Origin of the sequence: Amycolatopsis umgeniensis (assembly GCF_014205155.1) — a bacterium.
GTDB classification, from domain to species: domain Bacteria; phylum Actinomycetota; class Actinomycetes; order Mycobacteriales; family Pseudonocardiaceae; genus Amycolatopsis; species Amycolatopsis umgeniensis.
Map to the genome: position 1 here is coordinate 5,479,736 of NZ_JACHMX010000001.1, position 17,644 is coordinate 5,497,379.

The 17,644-nt window shown below is 70.2% G+C and carries 21 protein-coding genes; 9 read left to right on the top strand and 12 right to left on the bottom strand.

The features are described from left to right. Positions 1-123 precede the first annotated feature (123 nt). On the bottom strand, positions 124-1,035 hold the full coding sequence (locus tag HDA45_RS26080) for a glycosyltransferase family 2 protein (protein ID WP_184899576.1): 912 nt from the start codon (positions 1,033-1,035) through the stop codon (positions 124-126). Between the two features lie 18 nt (positions 1,036-1,053). On the opposite strand from HDA45_RS26080, the gene HDA45_RS26085 reads away from it, so the two are divergent. The 4 genes from HDA45_RS26085 to HDA45_RS26100 all read left to right on the top strand — a co-directional run bounded on the left by HDA45_RS26085 (position 1,054) and on the right by HDA45_RS26100 (position 5,639). After that, positions 1,054-2,112 (top strand): glycosyltransferase family 4 protein, encoded by a 1,059-nt coding sequence (locus HDA45_RS26085; RefSeq protein ID WP_184899578.1) that lies wholly within the window; start codon positions 1,054-1,056, stop codon positions 2,110-2,112. Between the two features lie 67 nt (positions 2,113-2,179). Further along, entirely contained in the window at positions 2,180-3,316 is a 1,137-nt protein-coding gene (locus tag HDA45_RS26090) for a glycosyltransferase (protein ID WP_184906051.1), read from the top strand. A 359-nt stretch (positions 3,317-3,675) separates the two neighbouring features. Next, a complete protein-coding gene (locus tag HDA45_RS26095) occupies positions 3,676-4,539 on the top strand; it encodes a glycosyltransferase (protein ID WP_184899580.1) in 864 nt (287 codons plus the stop codon). A gap of 59 nt (positions 4,540-4,598) precedes the next feature. Next, positions 4,599-5,639, top strand: a complete 1,041-nt coding sequence (locus tag HDA45_RS26100; RefSeq protein ID WP_184899582.1) for a serine hydrolase domain-containing protein — start codon at positions 4,599-4,601, stop codon at positions 5,637-5,639. A 56-nt stretch (positions 5,640-5,695) separates the two neighbouring features. Here the strand turns inward: HDA45_RS26100 and HDA45_RS26105 are convergent, their stop codons facing one another. Further along, positions 5,696-6,193: a hypothetical protein gene (locus tag HDA45_RS26105; RefSeq protein WP_184899584.1), complete on the bottom strand. Its 498-nt coding sequence runs from the start codon at positions 6,191-6,193 to the stop codon at positions 5,696-5,698. Between the two features lie 133 nt (positions 6,194-6,326). Then, positions 6,327-6,779 (bottom strand): adenylyltransferase/cytidyltransferase family protein, encoded by a 453-nt coding sequence (locus tag HDA45_RS26110; RefSeq protein ID WP_184899586.1) that lies wholly within the window; start codon positions 6,777-6,779, stop codon positions 6,327-6,329. Positions 6,780-6,854: 75 nt separating this feature from the next. Between HDA45_RS26110 and HDA45_RS26115 the strand changes: the two genes are divergently transcribed. After that, positions 6,855-7,751: a DNA-3-methyladenine glycosylase 2 family protein gene (locus HDA45_RS26115; RefSeq protein WP_184899587.1), complete on the top strand. Its 897-nt coding sequence runs from the start codon at positions 6,855-6,857 to the stop codon at positions 7,749-7,751. Positions 7,752-7,764: 13 nt separating this feature from the next. On the opposite strand, the gene HDA45_RS26120 is transcribed toward HDA45_RS26115, so the two are convergent. The 7 genes from HDA45_RS26120 to HDA45_RS26150 all read right to left on the bottom strand — a co-directional run bounded on the left by HDA45_RS26120 (position 7,765) and on the right by HDA45_RS26150 (position 12,755). After that, positions 7,765-7,998 carry a hypothetical protein gene (locus HDA45_RS26120; RefSeq protein ID WP_343072152.1) on the bottom strand — a complete coding sequence of 78 codons (234 nt, stop codon included), beginning with the start codon at positions 7,996-7,998 and terminating at the stop codon, positions 7,765-7,767. Positions 7,999-8,034: 36 nt separating this feature from the next. Next, complete coding sequence (locus HDA45_RS26125; RefSeq protein ID WP_184899589.1) at positions 8,035-8,385, bottom strand: GntR family transcriptional regulator; 351 nt, start codon at positions 8,383-8,385, stop codon at positions 8,035-8,037. Positions 8,386-8,469: 84 nt separating this feature from the next. After that, positions 8,470-9,123, bottom strand: coding sequence for a hypothetical protein (locus HDA45_RS26130; RefSeq protein ID WP_246480793.1), 654 nt, complete (start codon positions 9,121-9,123; stop codon positions 8,470-8,472). Between the two features lie 30 nt (positions 9,124-9,153). Beyond that, on the bottom strand, positions 9,154-9,699 hold the full coding sequence (locus HDA45_RS26135) for an NUDIX domain-containing protein (RefSeq protein ID WP_184899593.1): 546 nt from the start codon (positions 9,697-9,699) through the stop codon (positions 9,154-9,156). After that, on the bottom strand, positions 9,696-11,033 hold the full coding sequence (locus tag HDA45_RS26140; RefSeq protein WP_184899595.1) for a coenzyme F420-0:L-glutamate ligase: 1,338 nt from the start codon (positions 11,031-11,033) through the stop codon (positions 9,696-9,698). The genes HDA45_RS26135 and HDA45_RS26140 overlap by 4 nt, the downstream gene beginning before the upstream one ends. Then, the gene (gene cofD / locus HDA45_RS26145; RefSeq protein ID WP_184899598.1) at positions 11,026-12,024 is read right to left on the bottom strand and encodes a 2-phospho-L-lactate transferase; all 999 of its coding nucleotides are present in this window, start codon (positions 12,022-12,024) and stop codon (positions 11,026-11,028) included. Before cofD ends, HDA45_RS26140 begins: the two co-directional genes overlap by 8 nt. Further along, a complete protein-coding gene (locus tag HDA45_RS26150) occupies positions 12,021-12,755 on the bottom strand; it encodes a GNAT family N-acetyltransferase (protein WP_184906055.1) in 735 nt (244 codons plus the stop codon). The genes cofD and HDA45_RS26150 overlap by 4 nt, the downstream gene beginning before the upstream one ends. 55 nt (positions 12,756-12,810) lie before the next feature. Between HDA45_RS26150 and HDA45_RS26155 the strand changes: the two genes are divergently transcribed. From HDA45_RS26155 to dapC, 3 genes are all read left to right on the top strand, one after another. Beyond that, on the top strand, positions 12,811-13,005 hold the full coding sequence (locus HDA45_RS26155; RefSeq protein WP_037316170.1) for a hypothetical protein: 195 nt from the start codon (positions 12,811-12,813) through the stop codon (positions 13,003-13,005). 110 nt (positions 13,006-13,115) lie between these two features. Next, positions 13,116-13,436: a ferredoxin gene (fdxA, locus tag HDA45_RS26160; protein WP_016331413.1), complete on the top strand. Its 321-nt coding sequence runs from the start codon at positions 13,116-13,118 to the stop codon at positions 13,434-13,436. Then, positions 13,433-14,527: a succinyldiaminopimelate transaminase gene (dapC, locus tag HDA45_RS26165; protein WP_184899600.1), complete on the top strand. Its 1,095-nt coding sequence runs from the start codon at positions 13,433-13,435 to the stop codon at positions 14,525-14,527. The genes fdxA and dapC overlap by 4 nt, the downstream gene beginning before the upstream one ends. Positions 14,528-14,583: 56 nt before the next feature. On the opposite strand, the gene HDA45_RS26170 is transcribed toward dapC, so the two are convergent. Further along, positions 14,584-15,192 carry a TetR/AcrR family transcriptional regulator gene (locus tag HDA45_RS26170; protein WP_184899602.1) on the bottom strand — a complete coding sequence of 203 codons (609 nt, stop codon included), beginning with the start codon at positions 15,190-15,192 and terminating at the stop codon, positions 14,584-14,586. Between the two features lie 80 nt (positions 15,193-15,272). Here HDA45_RS26170 and HDA45_RS26175 point away from each other — a divergent pair, with 80 nt between their 5' ends. Next, positions 15,273-16,676, top strand: coding sequence for an FAD-dependent monooxygenase (locus tag HDA45_RS26175; protein ID WP_184899604.1), 1,404 nt, complete (start codon positions 15,273-15,275; stop codon positions 16,674-16,676). Here HDA45_RS26175 and HDA45_RS26180 read toward each other — a convergent pair. Then, entirely contained in the window at positions 16,652-17,620 is a 969-nt protein-coding gene (locus tag HDA45_RS26180) for a CHAD domain-containing protein (RefSeq protein ID WP_184899606.1), read from the bottom strand. The two genes, HDA45_RS26175 and HDA45_RS26180, sit on opposite strands and share 25 nt — an antisense overlap. Positions 17,621-17,644: the final 24 nt, after the last annotated feature.

Sequence of the window (17,644 nt, forward strand, 5' to 3'; positions counted from 1 at the left end):
TGGCCTGTCCCTCGCCACTGCTGCTAGGGCGCCCTGCCGTCGAGAAGCGGGGCCTTCGGCCGAGGGCGGGCTCCTGCGAGGCACTTCTCGGGCTCGATCTTCATCTCCGTCTTCTGTCAGAGCTTAAAGCCCGGCCCACGCCTCCCAGACCGCGCCTCGGTCGAGCGCCGCGCGGCGCCCGATGGCCCGCCGCTCGAACAGCGTGCGCGGCAGGCGGGCGGCGACGGCGCCCAGCACCCGGCATCGGAGGCTCAGACGGAAGTTCGGCGCGTGCGGTTTCCCTCGTAAAGGGAGTACCGCGGTGAGGGCGGCGAACTTGATCAGCTGGCGGATCGCCACCGCGCGCGGGGCGCACCGGAGGAGGGTCAGCAGGCGGTTGCGCTCATTCCACAGGTGGAACCGGACCGAACCGGGATGCGTACTCGCGCCATGCTGATGGGTGACCTCGGCTTCGGCGCCGATGACGTCCCAGCCCGCCAGCCGCAGCCGCCACGCGGTGTCGGTGTCCTCGTAGTAGCAGAAATAGGAGGCCGGGACGCCGCCGACGGAGCGGAGCGCCTCGACGTCCAGCACCGCCGCGCCCCCGCAGAAGCCGAAGACCTCGGCGGCGGGTTCGGGCAGGTCGGCGCCGTGGCCGTCGGCCGTCAGGCGGACCCCGGTGGACTGGACGGTCCCGTCGGCCAGCGTCAGCCGGGCGCTCACGGCCGCGGCGAGCGGGGCCTTGCCGAGGGTGTCTTCGCAGGTCGCGAGCCAATCCGGGGTGGGCGCGGCGTCGTCGTTCAGCCACGCCATCAGCGGGGTGTCCACTTTGTCCAGCGCGGCGGCGATGGCCCCCGCGTAACCGGTGTTGCGCCGCAGCCGGAGCACCTCGGGCTTCGACGGGTGGGCGGCGAGCAGCGCGGCTGTCCCGTCGTCGGAGGCGTTGTCGACGATCAGGGTGCGATGCGGACGGGACTGCGCCGAGAGGGCGTCGAGGCAGTCGGTGATGTGCGCGGCGCCGCGCCAGGTGACCACGACGACGGTGGTGCTGGTCATGCCAGAGAGAATAGAGACATGCCCGAACTGGTCGTGCTCGCCGAGCAGCTGCTGGCGCCCGTCCCCGGCGGGACAGGCCGCTACACCGGCGAGCTGCTGCGGGCGCTCGCCGAGACCGCGCCGCCCGGCTGGACGGTGTCGAGTGTGGTCGCGCGGCATGCCGACGTCGAGGCCGCTGTCGTCGAAGGGGTCGAGGGGCCGCGTGTGCTGCCGATCCCGCCCCGGGCGCTGATCGCGGCCTGGCAGCTGGGCCTGCCGTGGTGGCCGGGCGGTGACGCGGTCCACGCGCCGACGCCGCTCGCGCCCGCCCGGGTGCCGAAGGGGAAGACGCTGTCGGTCGCGGTGCACGACACCGTCCCGTGGACCCATCCCGAGACGCTGACCCCGCGCGGCGTCGCGTGGCACAAGGCGGTGATCGCGCGGGCCGCGCGGACGGCGACGGCGCTGACCGTGCCGACGCGAGCGATCGCGGACGAGCTCGCCGGGCTGGTGCCGGTGTCGGTGCCCCTGCGCGTGATCCCGCACGGCGTCCGGCCGCTCGCGGAATTCGCCGAGGTCGCGGTGCCGGAACGGTACGTGCTGGCGATCGGGACGATCGAGCCGCGCAAGGGCATCGACGTGCTGATCGACGCCGCGGGCCGGATCGGGGTGCCGCTGGTGCTGGCCGGGCAACCCGGCTGGGGCGGGATCGACCCGGTGGCCCTGGCGCGCGAGCACGGCGCCGACGTCCGGGTGCTGGGGAAGGTGAGCGACGCGGAACTGGCGTTCGTGCTGGGGGGCGCGTCGGCGCTGGCGATGCCGAGCCGCGCGGAGGGTTTCGGGCTGCCGCTGATCGAGGCGATGGCGGCCGGGGTGCCGGTGGTGCATTCGGACGTCCCGGCCCTGGTCGAGGTGGCCGGGGGAGCGGGCGTCGCCGTCCCGGTGGGCGAGGCGCAAGCGCTTGCCGACGCGCTGCGGGGCGTACTGGACCATCCGGAGCGGTCATCGGCGCTGCGTGACGGTGGTCTCAGCCGTTCGAGTGAGTTCACCTGGCAGCGTGCCGCTTCCGCCGTTTGGGGCCTTCACCTGCGCGGTTAGTTTGTCGGTTCCCCACCGCGGGGGAGGGCCGCCGTCGTACCCTGCGAGGGTGACCGATGACCCTCGCGTGCTGATCGACGCGACAGCCGTCCCGGCGGACCGGGGTGGCGTCGGTCGCTACGTGGATTCGCTGGTCGCGGCGCTGGACGAGGACGGCGCGCGGATCACCGTCGTCTGCCAGCCGCGGGACGCGGTGCTCTACGACAGGTTGGCCCCCGGTGCGCGGATCGTGCCCACCTCGCCCTCGACGTCGACCAGGACGGCCCGGCTGACCTGGGAGCAGGCGACCCTGCCCCGGCTGGTGCGGCGGCTCGCCGCCGACGTCGTCCACTCGCCGCACTACACGATGCCGCTGGCCAGCCCCGCCGCTTCGGTCGTGACACTGCACGACGCGACCTTCTTCACCGACGCCGTCCTGCACTCTTCGGTGAAGGCGCGCTTCTTCCGCGCCTGGACCGCGACGGCGCTTCGCCGAGCGACGCTGTGCGTCGTGCCGAGCCTCGCGACGGCGGCCGAACTGGAGCGCGTCGGCCAGGTGCGGACGGCCGAGCTGGAGATCATCCACCACGGCGTCGAACCGGATCGGTTCCATCCGCCGTCGTCCGCCGAGATCGAGGCCGCGCGCAAAGCCGTCGGACTCGGGAAGACGCCTTACGTCGCTTTCCTCGGCGCGCTGGAACCGCGCAAGAACGTGCCCGCGCTGATCCGCGGCTTCGCGCACGCCGTGATCGGCAGGCCGAATCCGCCGGCGCTGGTGCTGGCCGGGCAACCGGGCTGGGATTCGCAGGTCGAACGCGCACTGGACGCCGTGCCGCACCGCCTGCGGGTGATCCGGGCGGGCTATCTGCCGTTCGACACGCTCGCGGGTTTCCTCGGCGGCTCCGAACTGGTCGCGTACCCGAGTCTCGGCGAGGGTTTCGGGCTGCCGGTGCTGGAGGCGATGGCGTGCGGCGCGAGTGTGCTCACGACCCGGCGGCTTTCCCTGCCGGAGGTCGGCGGGGACGCGGTCGCCTATTGCGGTGTCGGCGCCGGGGATGTCGCGGCGGCCATCGCGGAACTGCTCGATGCTCCCGCGAGGCGGGCCGAGCTGGCCGAAGCCGCGCAGCTGCGGGCGAAGGAGTTCTCGTGGGCGACGACAGCGGAGCGCCACCGGGAGGCTTACGCGAAGGCTTGGTACCGGCATTCGCAGCGGCGAGCGGGCTGAAGCGCTCTGGCCGCGGCGGCTGAAGGGGACTTTGCCCGCGTTAGATGCAGGGAAGGGCCCTTCGCCGCGTCGGATGAGGCGAAGGGCCCTTTCAGCCCCCCGGGCGTCGGGTCAGGGGAGCAAGGGACCTTTTCTTACAGGTGGGCTGGTCCTTCGGTTGAGAAGGGAAGTATTCTTCGAGCGCGAGGTCCCGGTGGGGCCGAGTATGAGAGCCCGCGACGCGTCCGGACGGTCGTCTCGCGGGCTTTCGCCTTTCCGGCAACAGGTGCGGCCGCTCGGGGAGCAAGGGACCTTTGCTATCGCCGACGCTCGGGGGTGGGGGCCGGAATCGCGTTCGGTGACGGGTGGACAATGGCCGCGTGACTGAGCACCCCAGCTACGGCGACGGGATCGCCGTCGTGACCGTGACGTACTTCCCCGGCGAGACCCTCGAGAAGTTCCTCGACACGCTCGAGAAGGCGACGGACCGGGACGTCCAGGTCGTCGTCGCGGACAACGACTCCACCGACGGCGCGCCGGAGAAGGCCGCCCGCCGGGAGAACGTCAAGCTGCTCAGCATCGGCGAGAACGTCGGTTACGGCACGGCCGCCAACCGCGGGGTCGCGGAGCTCGACGACAGTTACGGCTGGGTCGTCGTGGTGAACCCGGACCTCGAATGGGAACCCGGTTCCCTCGACGCGCTGCTGGAGGTCGCCGAGCGCTGGCCGCGTGGTGGCGCGTTCGGTCCGCTCATCCACGACCTCGACGGCACCGTCTACCCGTCGGCCCGGCTGCTGCCGTCGTTCGGCCGCGGGATCGGGCACGCCGCGTTCGGCAAGGTCTGGCCGGGCAATCCGTGGACGCGTCAGTACCGGCAGGAGACCGGCACCCCGGTCGAGCGCACGGCGGGCTGGCTTTCCGGGTCCTGCCAGCTGATCCGCCGCGAGGCCTTCGACTCGGTCGACGGGTTCGACACGCGCTACTTCATGTACTTCGAGGACGTCGACCTCGGTGAACGGCTTTCCCGCGCGGGCTGGCTGAACGTGTACGCGCCTTCGTCGAGTGTCATGCACATCGGCGGGCACTCGACTTCGCAGGCTTCGGAGAAGATGCTGCGCGCGCACCACGACAGTGCGTACCGCTACCTCGCGGACCGCCACCGCGGCCTCCTCTGGAAGCCGGTCATGCTCGCGGTGAAGGCCGGACTCGCGCTGCGGCTCAAACTCGAGACGCGCAAGAAGTAGCCCGTTCCGGCCAGCGGAACTCGCGCGACGCGGCTCCCCGTCGTCATTACCGTCGGTGCATGGACTTCGCCGCGCTGGACACCTGGCTGACCGAACGCGCCGGGGAGGACCGCTTCTCCGGGGTCGTGCTGATCCGGCGCGGCGACGAAACGCTGTTCGAACGCGGATACGGCCTGGCCAGCCGCCGCTGGTCGGTGCCGAACGCGCCGGACGTCCGGTACGACACCGCGTCGATCACCAAGGTCATCACCTCGATCGCCGCCCTGCGGCTCGTCGACGAGGGGCGGCTGGGCCTCGACCGCCCGATCGGCGAGATCCTCGACCTCGGCGGTACGGCGATCGCACCGGGGGCGACGACGCGGCAGCTGCTCACACACACGTCCGGCATCGCCGACGACGCCGACGAGGAAGCGGGCGAGAGCTACGAGGCGCTGTGGGTCGACAAGCCGGTGTACTCGGTGGTGAACACGCGGGATCATCTGCCCAATTTCGCTTACCGGGCACCGAATTTCGCGCCGGGCGAGGGCTGCCGGTACTGCAATTCGGGCTATGTCCTCGCCGGTCTGGTGATCGAGGAGATCACCGGGAGGACGTATCGCGACCACGTCCGGGAAACCGTGCTCGAGCGCGCGGGGATGACCGATTCCGGATTCTTCGACCGGCGTGATCCGCAGCCGAGGGTCGCCGAGGGCTGGGACCCGATCTTCGACGGCGAGCGGATCACCGGCTGGAAGCAGAACATCTTCAGCTATCCGCCGATCGGTTCACCCGATGGGGGTGCGTACTGCACCGTCGGCGACCTCGTCCGGCTGCTGCGGGCGATTCGCGAGGAGCGGCTCTTGAGCCCGGAGCGCACGAAGGAGTTCCTCACGCCGCAGGTGCTCCACAGCAGCGGCGTCTGGTACGGCTTCGGCCTCGAATTCGTCCTGGAGCAGGACGGTTCGGTGGGGAACTACTACAAGGACGGCGGGAACACGGGCGTCTGCTCGCTCGCACGGCACTATCCCGGCGAGGACCTGGATGTCGCCATGCTGTCCAACGCCACGTACGGCGGGGGCGCCGCGATCAAGGAGATCGACAGGGTGATCCGCGGTTCCTGAAACGCGAACGGCCCGCTACCGAAGTAACGGGCCGTTCGATGCGTGCGCGTGAGGGGCTAGATCCCGTCCAGACGTCGTGACAGGTTCGACCGCCCCGAGGTGTTCTGCTTCACCGTCGGCACCAGACCGCCGATCTCGTTCTCGGCTGTCTCCGGTTCCTGCTGCTCTATCAAGGGGCTCTGCACCGGCGCGGCGGGCGGCCGCCGGGTGAGCGGGGTCGTCGCCTGCGGCAAGGGCCTGGTCGGCTGCATACCGGGACGGCGAGGATAGGGCTGCGGCTGTGTCGAGCCCTCGCCCCGCGCCGGCGGCAGGTCCAGCCTTGTCGTCGGTTCGGGCCCCGCCAGCGGGTGATCGTTCTCCGCGATCAGTGAGGCCGGTAGCTGGGTGGTCGTGTCCGGGTCCGATGATCGGTCGATCTCGGCGACCACCGATCGGGGGATCTGCTGGGTGTTCGCGGAGTCCATCGGCGACGTCGCGTTGTCCGGTGTCACGACGAAGGCTCCACGCGCGCTGGCGCGTGCGAGCAAGGCGTCCGCCCGAGCACGGGGGTCCATCCCCTAGGCCTCCCGACTGACCTGGGGCCCTCTGGGTTCAGGGCCGACTGTGTGATGTCTAGGGTAGGCCCTAGGAGCGGCCGCCGTCAGCAGACCCGCAAACGTCTTCCGACAAAAGTTGCCCGCGAGGAACTCAGGCTTCCATGTCCGAAAGGATCCGGGTGCTGGAATCGGCCTTGTCCGTGCCGCCGATGCCGTAGAGCATCGAGATGTTGTTGCGGGCGCCCGCCTCGACCTCGTCGGCGGGAAGCTCGTCGATGCTGCGCCTGTCGCCGCCGTTGCAGAACTCGAGTTCCGTGTCCGGGTACGCCGCCCTGATCAGGTCGAACGATTCGCTGATGCCCGGCCCCTGCTCGACGGCGACGTACACGTCGTCGACGATGCGCAGCGCGCGGACGATCCGGGCCCGGATGTCCTCGGTCTGGATCACCCTGCCCTTCTTGAGGACCTGCTGGTGATCGTTGTTGACGATGACGATCAGGTAGCCGGACCGTGCTTGCGCGTCCTCGAACAGGTCGAGGTGGCCCTGATGGAGCGGGTTGAAGTACCCGCTGACGATCGAGGCCTTCGCCGGTCGCTCGGTCATCGTCAGTGTCCTCCGTCGGCTTACGGTTTCGGGTGGCCCGGACAACCCTAGCCGAGTGCCGGGTAGTTTCACCGTGTGCTGTTCCGCCCCGGCTTCGAACTCGACCTGGACACGGTGCTGGGTCCGCTGAGCCGTGGGTCGCGCTCGCCCAACGTCGTCCGCACCGAGGGCGGGGTCACCTGGCTGGCCGCCAACACCGCGGACGGCGCGGGCACCCTCGCGCTGCTGCGGCGCGCGGACGGCGAGATCGAGGCGGAGGCCTGGGGGCCCGGCGCGGACAAGCTGCTCGACGGTGTCCCGGCGATGCTGGGCGCGCACGACGACGACTCCACGTTCGTCGCGCACCACGACGTCATCGCGTCGGCGCGGCGCCGGAACCCGGGATTGCGTCTCGGCTCGACGGGCCGGGTGTGGGACGCGCTGGTGCTCGCCGTGCTGGAACAGAAGGTGACCAGCACGGAGGCGCTGCGGTCGTGGGGTGAACTGTGCCGCTGGTTCGGCGAACCGGCGCCAGGGCCGGGGCCGTCACGGCTGCGCGTTCCGCCGACGCCCGTCGCCATCCGATCCATTGTGGACTGGAAATGGCATCGCGCCGGGGTGGACCTGAAACGGCGGACGACGCTGATCGCCGCGGCCAGGGTCGCGCCGCGGCTGGAGAAGGCCGTCGAGCTGAAGGGTCTCGAAGGCCGGGCCTGGCTGCGGAAGGTGCCCGGCATCGGTGTCTGGACCGCGGCGGAGATCGCGCAGCGCGCCTGGGGGGATCCGGACGCGGTGAGCTTCGGCGACTACAACATCCCGTCGATGGTCGGGCACGCGCTCGTCGGCGCGAAACTCGACGACGCCGGGATGTCCGAGGTGCTGGCGCCGTATTCGCCGCAGCGTCAGCGCGCGGTGCGCTATCTGTCGACGGCGGGGTTCCGCCGGCCGAGGTTCGGGCCGAAGATCGAGCTCCGCGACTACCGCGCCATGTGAGCGGCCTCCGGGACTAGTTGCCCCAGCCCTGCGGCGGATAGGGCGGTTGCTGCGGCGGCTGACCGGGGTATTGCTGAGGCGGGTACGGGCCCTGAGGACCACCCTGTGGGTACTGAGGCGGATATGGTGGGTACTGGGGCGGATAAGGCGGCTTCGGCTTGTTGAGCGTCTTGATCAAGAAGAAGATCCCGACTCCCACACCCGCGAGCACGGCCATGATGAGCAGCAGTTCGATGATCCCGACCACGACAGACCCCCTTCGTTCGTCCCAGCGGAGGGTAGATCAGCCCAGGGCCGCGTCGACGATCGCCTTCGCCTCGTCGCGGTCGAGGCCCAGTTTCCTGGTCAGCGCGGCGTAGTCGGCGGCTGCCCGCCGCGCTCGTTCGCGGGTTTCGTCGCCGACGGCGCTGACGAACGTGCCCGCCCGGCCACGGGTCTCGATCAACCCCGCCTCTTCGAGTTCGCGGTAGGCCTTGGCGACGGTGTTGGGAGCGATGCCGAGGTCCTCGGCCAGCTTCCGCACTGTCGGGAGTTTCGCCCCGACGGGCAGCGAGCCGTCGTTGATCCGCGTCGCGTAGGCGGTGCGCACCTGCTCGAAGGGCGGGACCGAGGAGTTCGGGTCGACCCTGACCATGCGGTTTCTCCCTGCTGGAAATGCCGTGAAGGCCTCCTTCACCACTCTGAGAGTAGGGAAGGAGGCCTTCACGGAATGTTCGGGCTACTGGCGGGGCGGGACGACCTGGGTGGCGTCGCCACCGCCGCCGGGCACCACCTGCGTCCGGTCACCGCCCGCGGGCGAGACGACCTGGGTGCGATCGGCGCCCGCGTCCGCCTGCTGCTGCCGGGACACGACCTGCGTGCGGTCGGCGCTGCCGTCGACCGGCGGCCCGGCCTGCGGAGGCGGCGGGAAACCGGGCTGGGACATCGAAGGCTGGGCCATCGAAGGCTGGGGCATCGGCGGCTGGGACGCGAACGGGTTGGGCGGCGGCGCGAAACCGGCCGGGGCGCCGGGCGGCGGCGGGAAACCCATCGGAGCCGGTGCCGGGGGCGGCGGGAAACCGGGCGCCTGACCGTAACCGGGCTGAGGCGGCGGGAAACCGGGCTGCTGCGGCCAAGCGCCTTGCGGGGCGGGGCCGCCGGCGGGCGGCGGAGGGGGCGGGAAGCCCGGAGCCGGGCCGCCACCGCCGAAGTTCGGGTTCTGCGGGAAGGTCATCGGCGGCTTCTTCGCCTGATTGACCTTCACGATGATCACCACGACCACGATGATGATAATGATGATCGCCAGGATCAGCAGGACCCAGCCGGCGCCGTCGCCGTCCCCGCTGCTGTGGACCCGGACCCGGTCCAGGTATGGCGTCAGCGTCGTCAGCATCATTCCCCCTTTTGAACGTCAGCCGACACCCTAACGGCCGGACGTCGCGGGGAGGGTGGCTTCCATCAGTTCGGCGAGATCTTCCGACCCTTTCGGCAGGGAATTCACCGGCCACCACCGAAGATCGTCCGATTCGTCGCTTTGGACCGGTTGTGCTCCGCGCGGCGCGCGCACTGCGAAACGCACGTCGAAATGCCGTGTCGGTACGCCGAGCGAGCAGGTGATCGGGTGGACGTCGAGATGCACCGGGACAGGGTCGATCACCAGGTCGTCGATCCCGGATTCCTCGCGGGCCTCACGTAAAGCGGCCGCGGCGAGCGTGGCGTCCTCCGGTTCGCAATGCCCGCCGAGCTGGAGCCAGCGCCCGACCCGCGGGTGCAGTGTGAGGAGGACGTTCTCCGCGTCCGCGTCGAGAAGGACGGCCGACGCGGTGATGTGCCCCGCCGCGCATTCGCGGCGGCAGACGTCTTCGCGGGCGGCGAGGAAGCCCAAGTAGGCCTGGCGCAAGGATTCCTGAGCCGTGTCCGCGGGCCGCCAACTGGACAAAGTGGACACAACGTCGTCATGCAGGGTCACAGTTCGAGAAGTCCTTCACCGGGTTCGACGGAACCGCGCGCGGGCGGCAGGGCGGCGGGGTGTCCGATCGCGACCGCGCCGAGCGGTTCCCAGCGCTCGTCCAGGCCGAGGACCTCGCGGACGAGGTCGGCGGCGAAGATGGTCGACCCGATCCAGCACGAGCCGAGGTCTTCGGCGGCGAGCGCGACCAGCAGTCCCTGCACCGCGGCGCCACCGGCGACGGTGAACATCGTGTGCTCGCAAGCGTTCCGCCGGTCGTCGCGGTAGGTGTGCGCGCCCTCGGCGACGAGGAACGGCACCACGACCTCGGGCGCGTCGTACAGGATGTCGCCGCGGCTGAGGCGTTTCGCGACCTGCTCGGGGGTGAAGTCGTCACCTTCGAGATCGGCCTGCCAAGACGCCTTCATCGCGTCGAGAAGCTTGTGGCGCAAGCCTTCCTCGCGCAGCCACACGAACCGGACCGGTTTCGTGTGGTGTGGCGCGGGCGCTGTCAGCGCGGTCCCGACGGCACGGCGCAGCACCTCGGGATCGACCGGCTCGTCGGTGAACGACCGGATCGAACGGCGCGCGAGCACCGCCTCCCGGCGGCCCTGCGCGATGGCTTCGTCGGTGCCGAGCCGGAACAGGTCCTCTTCGATCGGGCGGATCAGCTTGCGGGCGGTGGATCCGTCGTCGGTCAGGCGCAGCCCGCGGACGACGGCGGCCGGTGTCCCGCCGAGTTTGCCCTTGACCAGATCCGCCGCGGCGGCGAGTTCGTCGGCGATCGCCACTTCGGTGACCGCGAGTTCGTTGCCCTGGCTGTCGACCTCGCCCGCGTACGAATGCAGCACCCGCAAGCCGGACGAGCCGATCGCGGCGTCGGTCTGCCCGACCCGCCACGCGCGGCCCATGGTGTCGGTGACCACGACGGCGATCTCGACGCCCAGCCGTTCACGCAGCCCGTTCCGCAGCGCGAGCGCGGAAGCGTCCGGGTCGGACGGCAACAGCGCGACCTCACCCGAGGCGACGTTCGACGCGTCCACCCCCGAAGCGGCCTGCACGATGCCGAGCCTGTTCTCGGTGATCACCGTCCGGTTGATCCGCGCGATCACGCGGACGGACTCGTCCTCGACGAGCTTGCGCCGCGCGGCGTCGCGCTCCTCGGGGTCGGACGGCACGCGAATGAGCATGCCCTCGGCCTTGGAGACGATCTTGCTCGTCACGACCAGGACGTCGCCCGAGCGCAGCCACGGGGCCGCGCCGACGAAGGCCCCGGTCAGGTCGTCGCCGGGGCGGAATTCCGGAAGCCCGTCGACGGGGAGGATCTCGATCTTCGCGGAAGCGTGGTCAGTCAACGGGAACTCCGGCCAAGTCGAAGGCCGCGCGCGCCATCGCCGCGGTCGCGTCCACATCGGACATCAGCAGGGGGACGTCGCGAACGGCGACCCCTGGTACGTCGACGGTCTCGCCCTCGGCGACCAGCCAGCCGTCGAGCACGCCCTCCGCGGATTCCTTGCGGGAACCGTAATGCCGTCCGACGGCCTCGGCCGAGGTCTCCACGCCGATCGCGCTCAGACAGGCGTCGGCCATACCGCGCAACGCCTTCCCGCCGATGATCGGCGAGATGCCGACGACCTTGGCGCGCGTCTTCCGCAGCGCGTCACGGATTCCCGGGACTCCGAGGGTCGTGCCCACCGAGACCACCGGATTCGAGGGCGCGAACAGCACGATGTCGGCACCCGCGATCGCGTCGAGCACGCCCGGCGCCGGTTTGGCCTCGTCGGCGCCGACGGCGATGATCGAATGCGCCTTCGGCTCGGCGCGGTAGCGCACCCACCACTCCTGGAAGTGGATCGCCTTGCGCTGGTCCGGATCCTCCGGGTCGTCGATCACGACATGCGTTTCGACGCGGTCGTCCGACATCGGCAGCAGGCGTACGCCCGGCTGCCAGCGGTCGCACAGCGCCTCGGTGACCTGGGAGAGCGGGTAACCCGCGCGCAGCATCCGCGAGCGGATCAGATGCGTCGCGATGTCCTTGTCGCCCAAACCGAACCAGGTCGGCTCGGCGCCGTACTCGGCGAGCTCCTCCTTGACCGTCCAGGTCTCGCCGGAGTGGCCCCAGCCGCGCTCTTTGTCGATCCCCCCGCCGAGGGTGTACATGCAGGTGTCCAGGTCCGGGCAGATGCGCAGACCGTGCATCCACACGTCGTCCCCGGTGTTCACCAGCGCGGTCACCTCGTGCGGCGATTCCGGCGCGGAACCGATCGCGGGCAGACCCAGTGCTTGTTTGACCCCCAGCAGGAAGCGGGCCCCGCCCACTCCGCCGACCAAAATGACGACCTTCACGACGGGCGATCCTCGCACGCGCCCGGACCCGGGGCCCAGTAGCGGTACCTGTGGTGCTCCGTACAGCCCAGGTCTTCGTAGAGTTTCAGCGCGCCGGAGTTCGACAGCGCGACCTGCAGCAGCATCCCGGTGGCGCCCTGACCGGCGGCCCAGGCGCCCGCGGCGTTCATCAGCCCGCGCGCCAGCCCCCGCCGCCGGAACTCCGGCCGGACCGCCAAACGGGCGACGTGCAGCCACTCGCCGACGATCGCGCCGCGGACCGCCCCGGCCGTGACGCCGTCCAGCTCCACGACCCCGAAACCGACCTTGCCGGTGCCGAGGACATGCCGCGGCCCCTCCGCCGGCTCCGCGCTGCCCGCCGTCATTTCCCACCATCCGGACGTCGGATCGTCGAGAATCACCGCTCCCGCCGAGGTCCCGCGCGAGAGCGGCCCCGTCATCAGGCGTACCTCGTGCGCGGGGCGGTGTTCCACATACTGGACCCAGCCCGAGGCGGCGATCGCTTCTTCGACGGACGTGTCCTGGATCACCTGAACGACCGGCGGGATGGCATGATCGTGGGCGAAGTCACAGACCGCCCGCAAGGCGTCTGGCAGCGGTTTTCCCGGGTCACCGACAGCCAGGGCGCTGTTGGCGCGGGCGGTGAACCCGTCCGCCCAGCGCAGCCTCCAGTCGCCGATCCGGCTCTCCAGCAGGGGAGTCCAAGCCTGACTACAGGCGAGCTCGAGCATTTCCGCACTGTTCACGGTTAGATTGTGCCAAGGAAGGCAGTGGGAGGGACCCCGGATGAGCATCGCGCGCAAGGACGACAGGCACAACGAAGACCTGGTCCGCGAGATCTCTGACGGCTTCAACCGGGCATTGGGCGCGGAAAAGGCCGTCGAGGAGAAAGACGCGGAAGCGGCGAAGCCCGCCGCGCCCAAGTTCGTCATCACCGGGGACAGCAGGGCCACTCCACCGCCGCGCCGGAAAGACCGCTGAAAGCCCATACCCGGAGTACGGATAAGGGTGGCCTAAGCGGGCCGGTCGCGCCCGTGGGCGCGTAATGTCCGTTGCAGACTGGTGAAGCAGAGATAAAGCAGGAGTGCGCAGTGACCTACGTGATCGCCGAGCCCTGCGTCGATGTGCTCGACAAGGCGTGTATCGACGAGTGCCCCGTGGACTGCATCTACGAGGGTGACCGCATGCTGTACATCCACCCGGACGAATGCGTCGACTGTGGTGCCTGCGAGCCGGTCTGTCCCGTCGAGGCGATCTACTACGAGGACGACGTCCCCGACGAGTGGAACGACTACACCAAGGCCAACGTCGACTTCTTCGACGAGCTCGGTTCGCCTGGTGGCGCTTCGAAGGTCGGCAAGACCAGCCACGACCCCGCCTTCATCAAGGCTCTTCCCCCGCAGGGCGAATGAGCCGGGTCGCACTTCCTGATTTTCCCTGGGATTCCCTCGCCGAAGCCAAGGCGAAGGCCCAGGCGCATCCCGGCGGCATCGTCGACCTGTCGATCGGCACGCCGGTGGACCCGGTCCCCGAGAGCATCCGCGCGGCGCTCGCGTCCGTGTCGGAGATCCCGGGGTACCCGACCACGCACGGGATCCCCGAGCTCAGGGCCGCCGCGATCGAAGCCCTTTCGCGGCGGCACGGCGTCGAAGGCGTTCCCGAAGCGGCCGTGCTGCCGACGATCGGTTCGAAAGAGCTGGTCGCGTCGCTTCCGCGGCAGCTGGGCTTCGGCCCCGGTGACCTCATCGTCATCCCCGAAGTGGCGTACCCGACGTACGAGGTCGGCGTCCTGCTGACGGGTGCTTCCCTGCTTCGCGCGGACAGCACTTTCGCGCTCGGTCCGCAGCGGCCGTCGATGCTGTGGCTGAATTCGCCGTCGAATCCGACGGGGCGCGTGCTCGGCGTCGACCACCTGCGCAAAGTCGTCGAATGGGCGCGAGAACGCGATGTCGTCGTGGTGTCCGACGAGTGCTACCTGGCGCTGGGCTGGGAAAGCGAGCCCGTCTCGATCCTGCACCCGTCCGTGCACGGCGGCTCCCTCGACGGCCTGCTGGCCGTCCACTCGCTGTCGAAGTCGGCGAACCTCGCCAGCTACCGCGCCGGATTCGTCACCGGCGACCCGAAACTCGTCGCCGGGCTGCTGGAGATCCGCAAGCACTCCGGGCTGATCGTGCCGCGTCCGGTGCAGGAGGCCATGGTCGCCGCGCTGAAGGACGACGAAGCCCTTGCCGTCCAACGGGAACGGTATGCGCGCCGCCGGCTGGTGCTGCGGAAGGCGTTGCTGGACAGCGGTTTCGAGATCTCGCACTCCGAGGCGGGGTTGTATCTCTGGTCGACACGCGGGGAATCCGCGCTCGACACGGTCGACTGGCTCGCCGATCGCGGCATCCTGGCCGCGCCGGGCACGTTCTACGGGCCGACGGGCGGCAACCACGTGCGGATCGCCTTGACGGCGACGGACGAGCGGATCGACGCCGCCGCGGAGCGCCTCGCCGCCACTTGAGGTCCTTTACGGCCTGAAGGCCCCCTTCGTCGCATCGCATTCGGCCATGGGCCCCTTCAGCCCACGTCGCGACCGGTGAACCCCCGGTAGATGAACCGCGTCAGCGCCTCCACGGCTTCCTCTTCGGAGGCTGACGACGGGTCGAGCAGCCACGTGTGCGCGAAGCCGTTGACCAACTCGGCCATCATCGCGAGCGAAAGCCGTTCCGACGCCGGGAGTTCCATCCCCGCCGCGGTGATGTACCCGAGGTGGTCGAGGATGTCCGCCGCCTGCTCGGCGCCGAACCGCGCGAAGGTGCGCGCGAAGTCTTCGCTGACCATCGCGGCCTGACGCAGCGCGAGCATCGTCGCGGCGTTGTCGCGATGGAAGTTCCAGTACTCGCGGACGTGCCAGCGCACCGCGTCCGGGTCGGTGAAGTCGGCTTTGTGCTCCGGCATGGCGGCGTTGACGTCGCTCGCCGCCGCGAGGTCCGCGAGGAGCGCCTCGAGCAGCTCTTCCTTGCCCGCGAAGTGGTTGTAGAACGATCCCGCCGCGCGTCCGGCCTCCGCCGTGATGTCGGTGATCTTGGTGTTCAAGTACCCCTTCGCCGCGAAGACGCGCTTCGCCGCGTCCTTGAGCGCGGCCTCGGTCTCCGCCGCCTTCTCCTTGCGGCTCGTCGCCGTCATCGGCACCTCCTTGACAGGGAAGGCTAGCAACGGTCATAGTGAATCAAGATTCACTGAATCATAATTCACTGGAGGGTGAGATGACCCAGGTTTTGATCGCGGGGGCGGGGCCGACCGGGCTCACGCTGGCCATCGACCTCGCGCGCCGCGGCGTCGGCGTGCGGATCGTGGAGAAAGCCGAGACGTTCTTCGAGGGCTCACGCGGAGACGGTCTGCAGCCGCGCACGCTGGAGGTCTTCGAGGATCTCGGCGTACTGGACGCGGTGCTGGCCGCCGGGCAGGCACCGGTGCCCCTGAAGATCCACCTCGGCGGCGAAGTCGTCGGCGAGCGGATGATGGCCGAGCACGTCGAACCGACCCCGGACGTGCCCTACCCGAACGGCTTCTTCCTCGGCCAGTCCCGGACCGAGGGGATCCTGCGCGACCGGCTCGCCGAATTCGGGGTCAAGGTCGAGCTGGGCACTCCGCTGATCGGCTTCGAGCAGGACGCCGACGGCGTGACCGCCGAACTGCCCGGCGAGCGGATCCGGGTCGACTACCTCGTCGGCGCGGACGGCGGGAAGAGCTTCGTACGCAAGGCGCTCGGCATCGCGTTCGAGGGCACCACCGACGAATCGATCCGCATGCTGCTGGGCGACGTCCAGGCCGAGGGCCTCGATCGCGCGTACGGGCACTGGTTCGCGAAGCCCGAGGACCCGATGTCGGGGATCGTGCTCACGCCGCTGCCCGGGGTCCCGCACTTCCAGTTCGGCGCGCCGCTCGGCGAGGAGCAGGTCGAGGCGTCACTGGGCACGCTGCAGGCTCACCTCGACGCGCTGTCCGGCGGCGGGGTCCGCCTGCACGACCTCACCTGGTCGACGGTGTGGCGGCCGAACATCCGGCTGGCCAAGCGGTTCCGCGACGGCCGTGTGTTCCTCGCCGGCGACGCGGCGCACGCCCACCCGCCGACCGGCGGCCAGGGACTCAACACCGGCGTCCAGGACGCATACAACCTGGGCTGGAAGCTCGCCGACGGGGCACCGGAGCTGCTCGACAGTTACGAGCCGGAGCGGCGCGGGGTCGCCGCGCGGGTGCTGAAGATCAGTACGGAGATCCTCGACAAGTACCGAGAAGGCGCGGACGACGCCCTCGAGCGTGGCGAGAACACCCGTCAGCTCGACATCGGCTACCGAGGCGGCCCGCTCGCGCCCGAGACGACCGGCCGGATCCGGCCCGGTGACCGCGCGCCGGACGCGCCGCTGAAGGACGCGAACGGCAAGCCGGTCCGGCTGTTCGAGCTGCTGCGCGGTCCGCAGCCGACGGTGCTGGTGTTCGGTGACGGTCCGGCACCCGAAGGCGCGCGGCGGATCCTTCCCGCGGGCAGCGCACTGTCCGATGTGGACTTCGAGGACGTCGGCGGGCACGCCTTCGCCGCGTATGAGGCCGAGAACGGGCGGCAGGTGCAGATCCGTCCGGACGGCTACATCCGCGGGCTCACCGCCTGAGCGGCCGCGTCGACCTCCGCCCAGACGTCGCGCCAGACGGCACGGACCTCGGCGCGGCGCAGCAGTTCCTTCTCCGCGACCCGGCCCGCGATGAAGGCGACTTCGGCGTCGACGGAGTCCACGACACCGCGCATGCGATCGGCCGCGACGCAGGCGTCCTGGTGGTCCCCGAGGACGGTCTGGAAGTTCTTCGTCGCCTTGATCAGCCGCTGGATCCGCTCCGCCTGCTTCTTCTTCGCGGCGGGCTTCGCCATCTCGGCGGCGTAGCGCAGCTTCTTGCCGTAGATGCGAAGCGCGTGAAGGTCGTCGTCCGGGGGAACGGAGGGAAGCGCCTTCACGGCCTTCGCGAGCTTTCGATGCGGCTTCGCGAGACCGGCGACCAGATCAGCCGAGGTCTGGGGGCTTTCGTCGGCTTCTTCGGTGGCGGGTTGCCGGGCGAGACGGCCGATGTCCTGCAGCATCGAGGCGTACCGGGGGCTGGCGAGCGCGCGGGTGAGACGCCGCTTCGCGACCCCGCGTTCGGTGACGAACTTCGAAACCAGGCGGCGCGCGGCGGGCTGGTCGCGCACCTCGAACTCGGCGACGACCTCACGGAGATGCCCGATCAGGACGTCGAAGTCGCGGACGTCGCCGAGCGACTGGCCGAGCCAGCCGAGTTCGGCGCGGACGGGCTCCGCGTCCGGGCCGACGAGGCGGCCCGAGAGTTTGAGGACACTCCGCATGCGGCGCAGCGCGACCCGCATCTGGTGCAGGTCTTCGGGGTCGACGCCGGATTTGGTGCCGGGCTCGTGCGCGAGGAGCGCGCGGATCTCGACGTCGAGTTTGACCCGGACGTGGGTGGCCGCCGGATCCTCCGGCCCGGCTTTCGCGGGACGGTCGCCGAGCCCGAGCGCGGCCGGAGTGGTCGAAGGGACGTTCTTACGCGGCAGGGTCTCGGCTGTCACAAGATGAATTCTAAGTGAACCGGC

Excerpts from the sequence above, each read along its gene's own strand:
- HDA45_RS26150 (WP_184906055.1), bottom strand. The coding sequence starts at position 12,755 with ATGCTCGAGCTCGCCTGTAGTCAGGCTTGGACTCCCCTGCTGGAGAGC.
- HDA45_RS26175 (WP_184899604.1), top strand. The coding sequence starts at position 15,273 with ATGACCCAGGTTTTGATCGCGGGGGCGGGGCCGACCGGGCTCACGCTG.
- HDA45_RS26100 (WP_184899582.1), top strand. The coding sequence starts at position 4,599 with ATGGACTTCGCCGCGCTGGACACCTGGCTGACCGAACGCGCCGGGGAG.
- HDA45_RS26110 (WP_184899586.1), bottom strand. The coding sequence starts at position 6,779 with ATGACCGAGCGACCGGCGAAGGCCTCGATCGTCAGCGGGTACTTCAAC.
- HDA45_RS26085 (WP_184899578.1), top strand. The coding sequence starts at position 1,054 with ATGCCCGAACTGGTCGTGCTCGCCGAGCAGCTGCTGGCGCCCGTCCCC.
- HDA45_RS26155 (WP_037316170.1), top strand. The coding sequence starts at position 12,811 with ATGAGCATCGCGCGCAAGGACGACAGGCACAACGAAGACCTGGTCCGC.
- HDA45_RS26080 (WP_184899576.1), bottom strand. The coding sequence starts at position 1,035 with ATGACCAGCACCACCGTCGTCGTGGTCACCTGGCGCGGCGCCGCGCAC.
- HDA45_RS26125 (WP_184899589.1), bottom strand. The coding sequence starts at position 8,385 with ATGGTCAGGGTCGACCCGAACTCCTCGGTCCCGCCCTTCGAGCAGGTG.
- HDA45_RS26130 (WP_246480793.1), bottom strand. The coding sequence starts at position 9,123 with ATGCTGACGACGCTGACGCCATACCTGGACCGGGTCCGGGTCCACAGC.
- HDA45_RS26105 (WP_184899584.1), bottom strand. The coding sequence starts at position 6,193 with ATGGACCCCCGTGCTCGGGCGGACGCCTTGCTCGCACGCGCCAGCGCG.
- dapC (WP_184899600.1), top strand. The coding sequence starts at position 13,433 with ATGAGCCGGGTCGCACTTCCTGATTTTCCCTGGGATTCCCTCGCCGAA.
- HDA45_RS26170 (WP_184899602.1), bottom strand. The coding sequence starts at position 15,192 with ATGACGGCGACGAGCCGCAAGGAGAAGGCGGCGGAGACCGAGGCCGCG.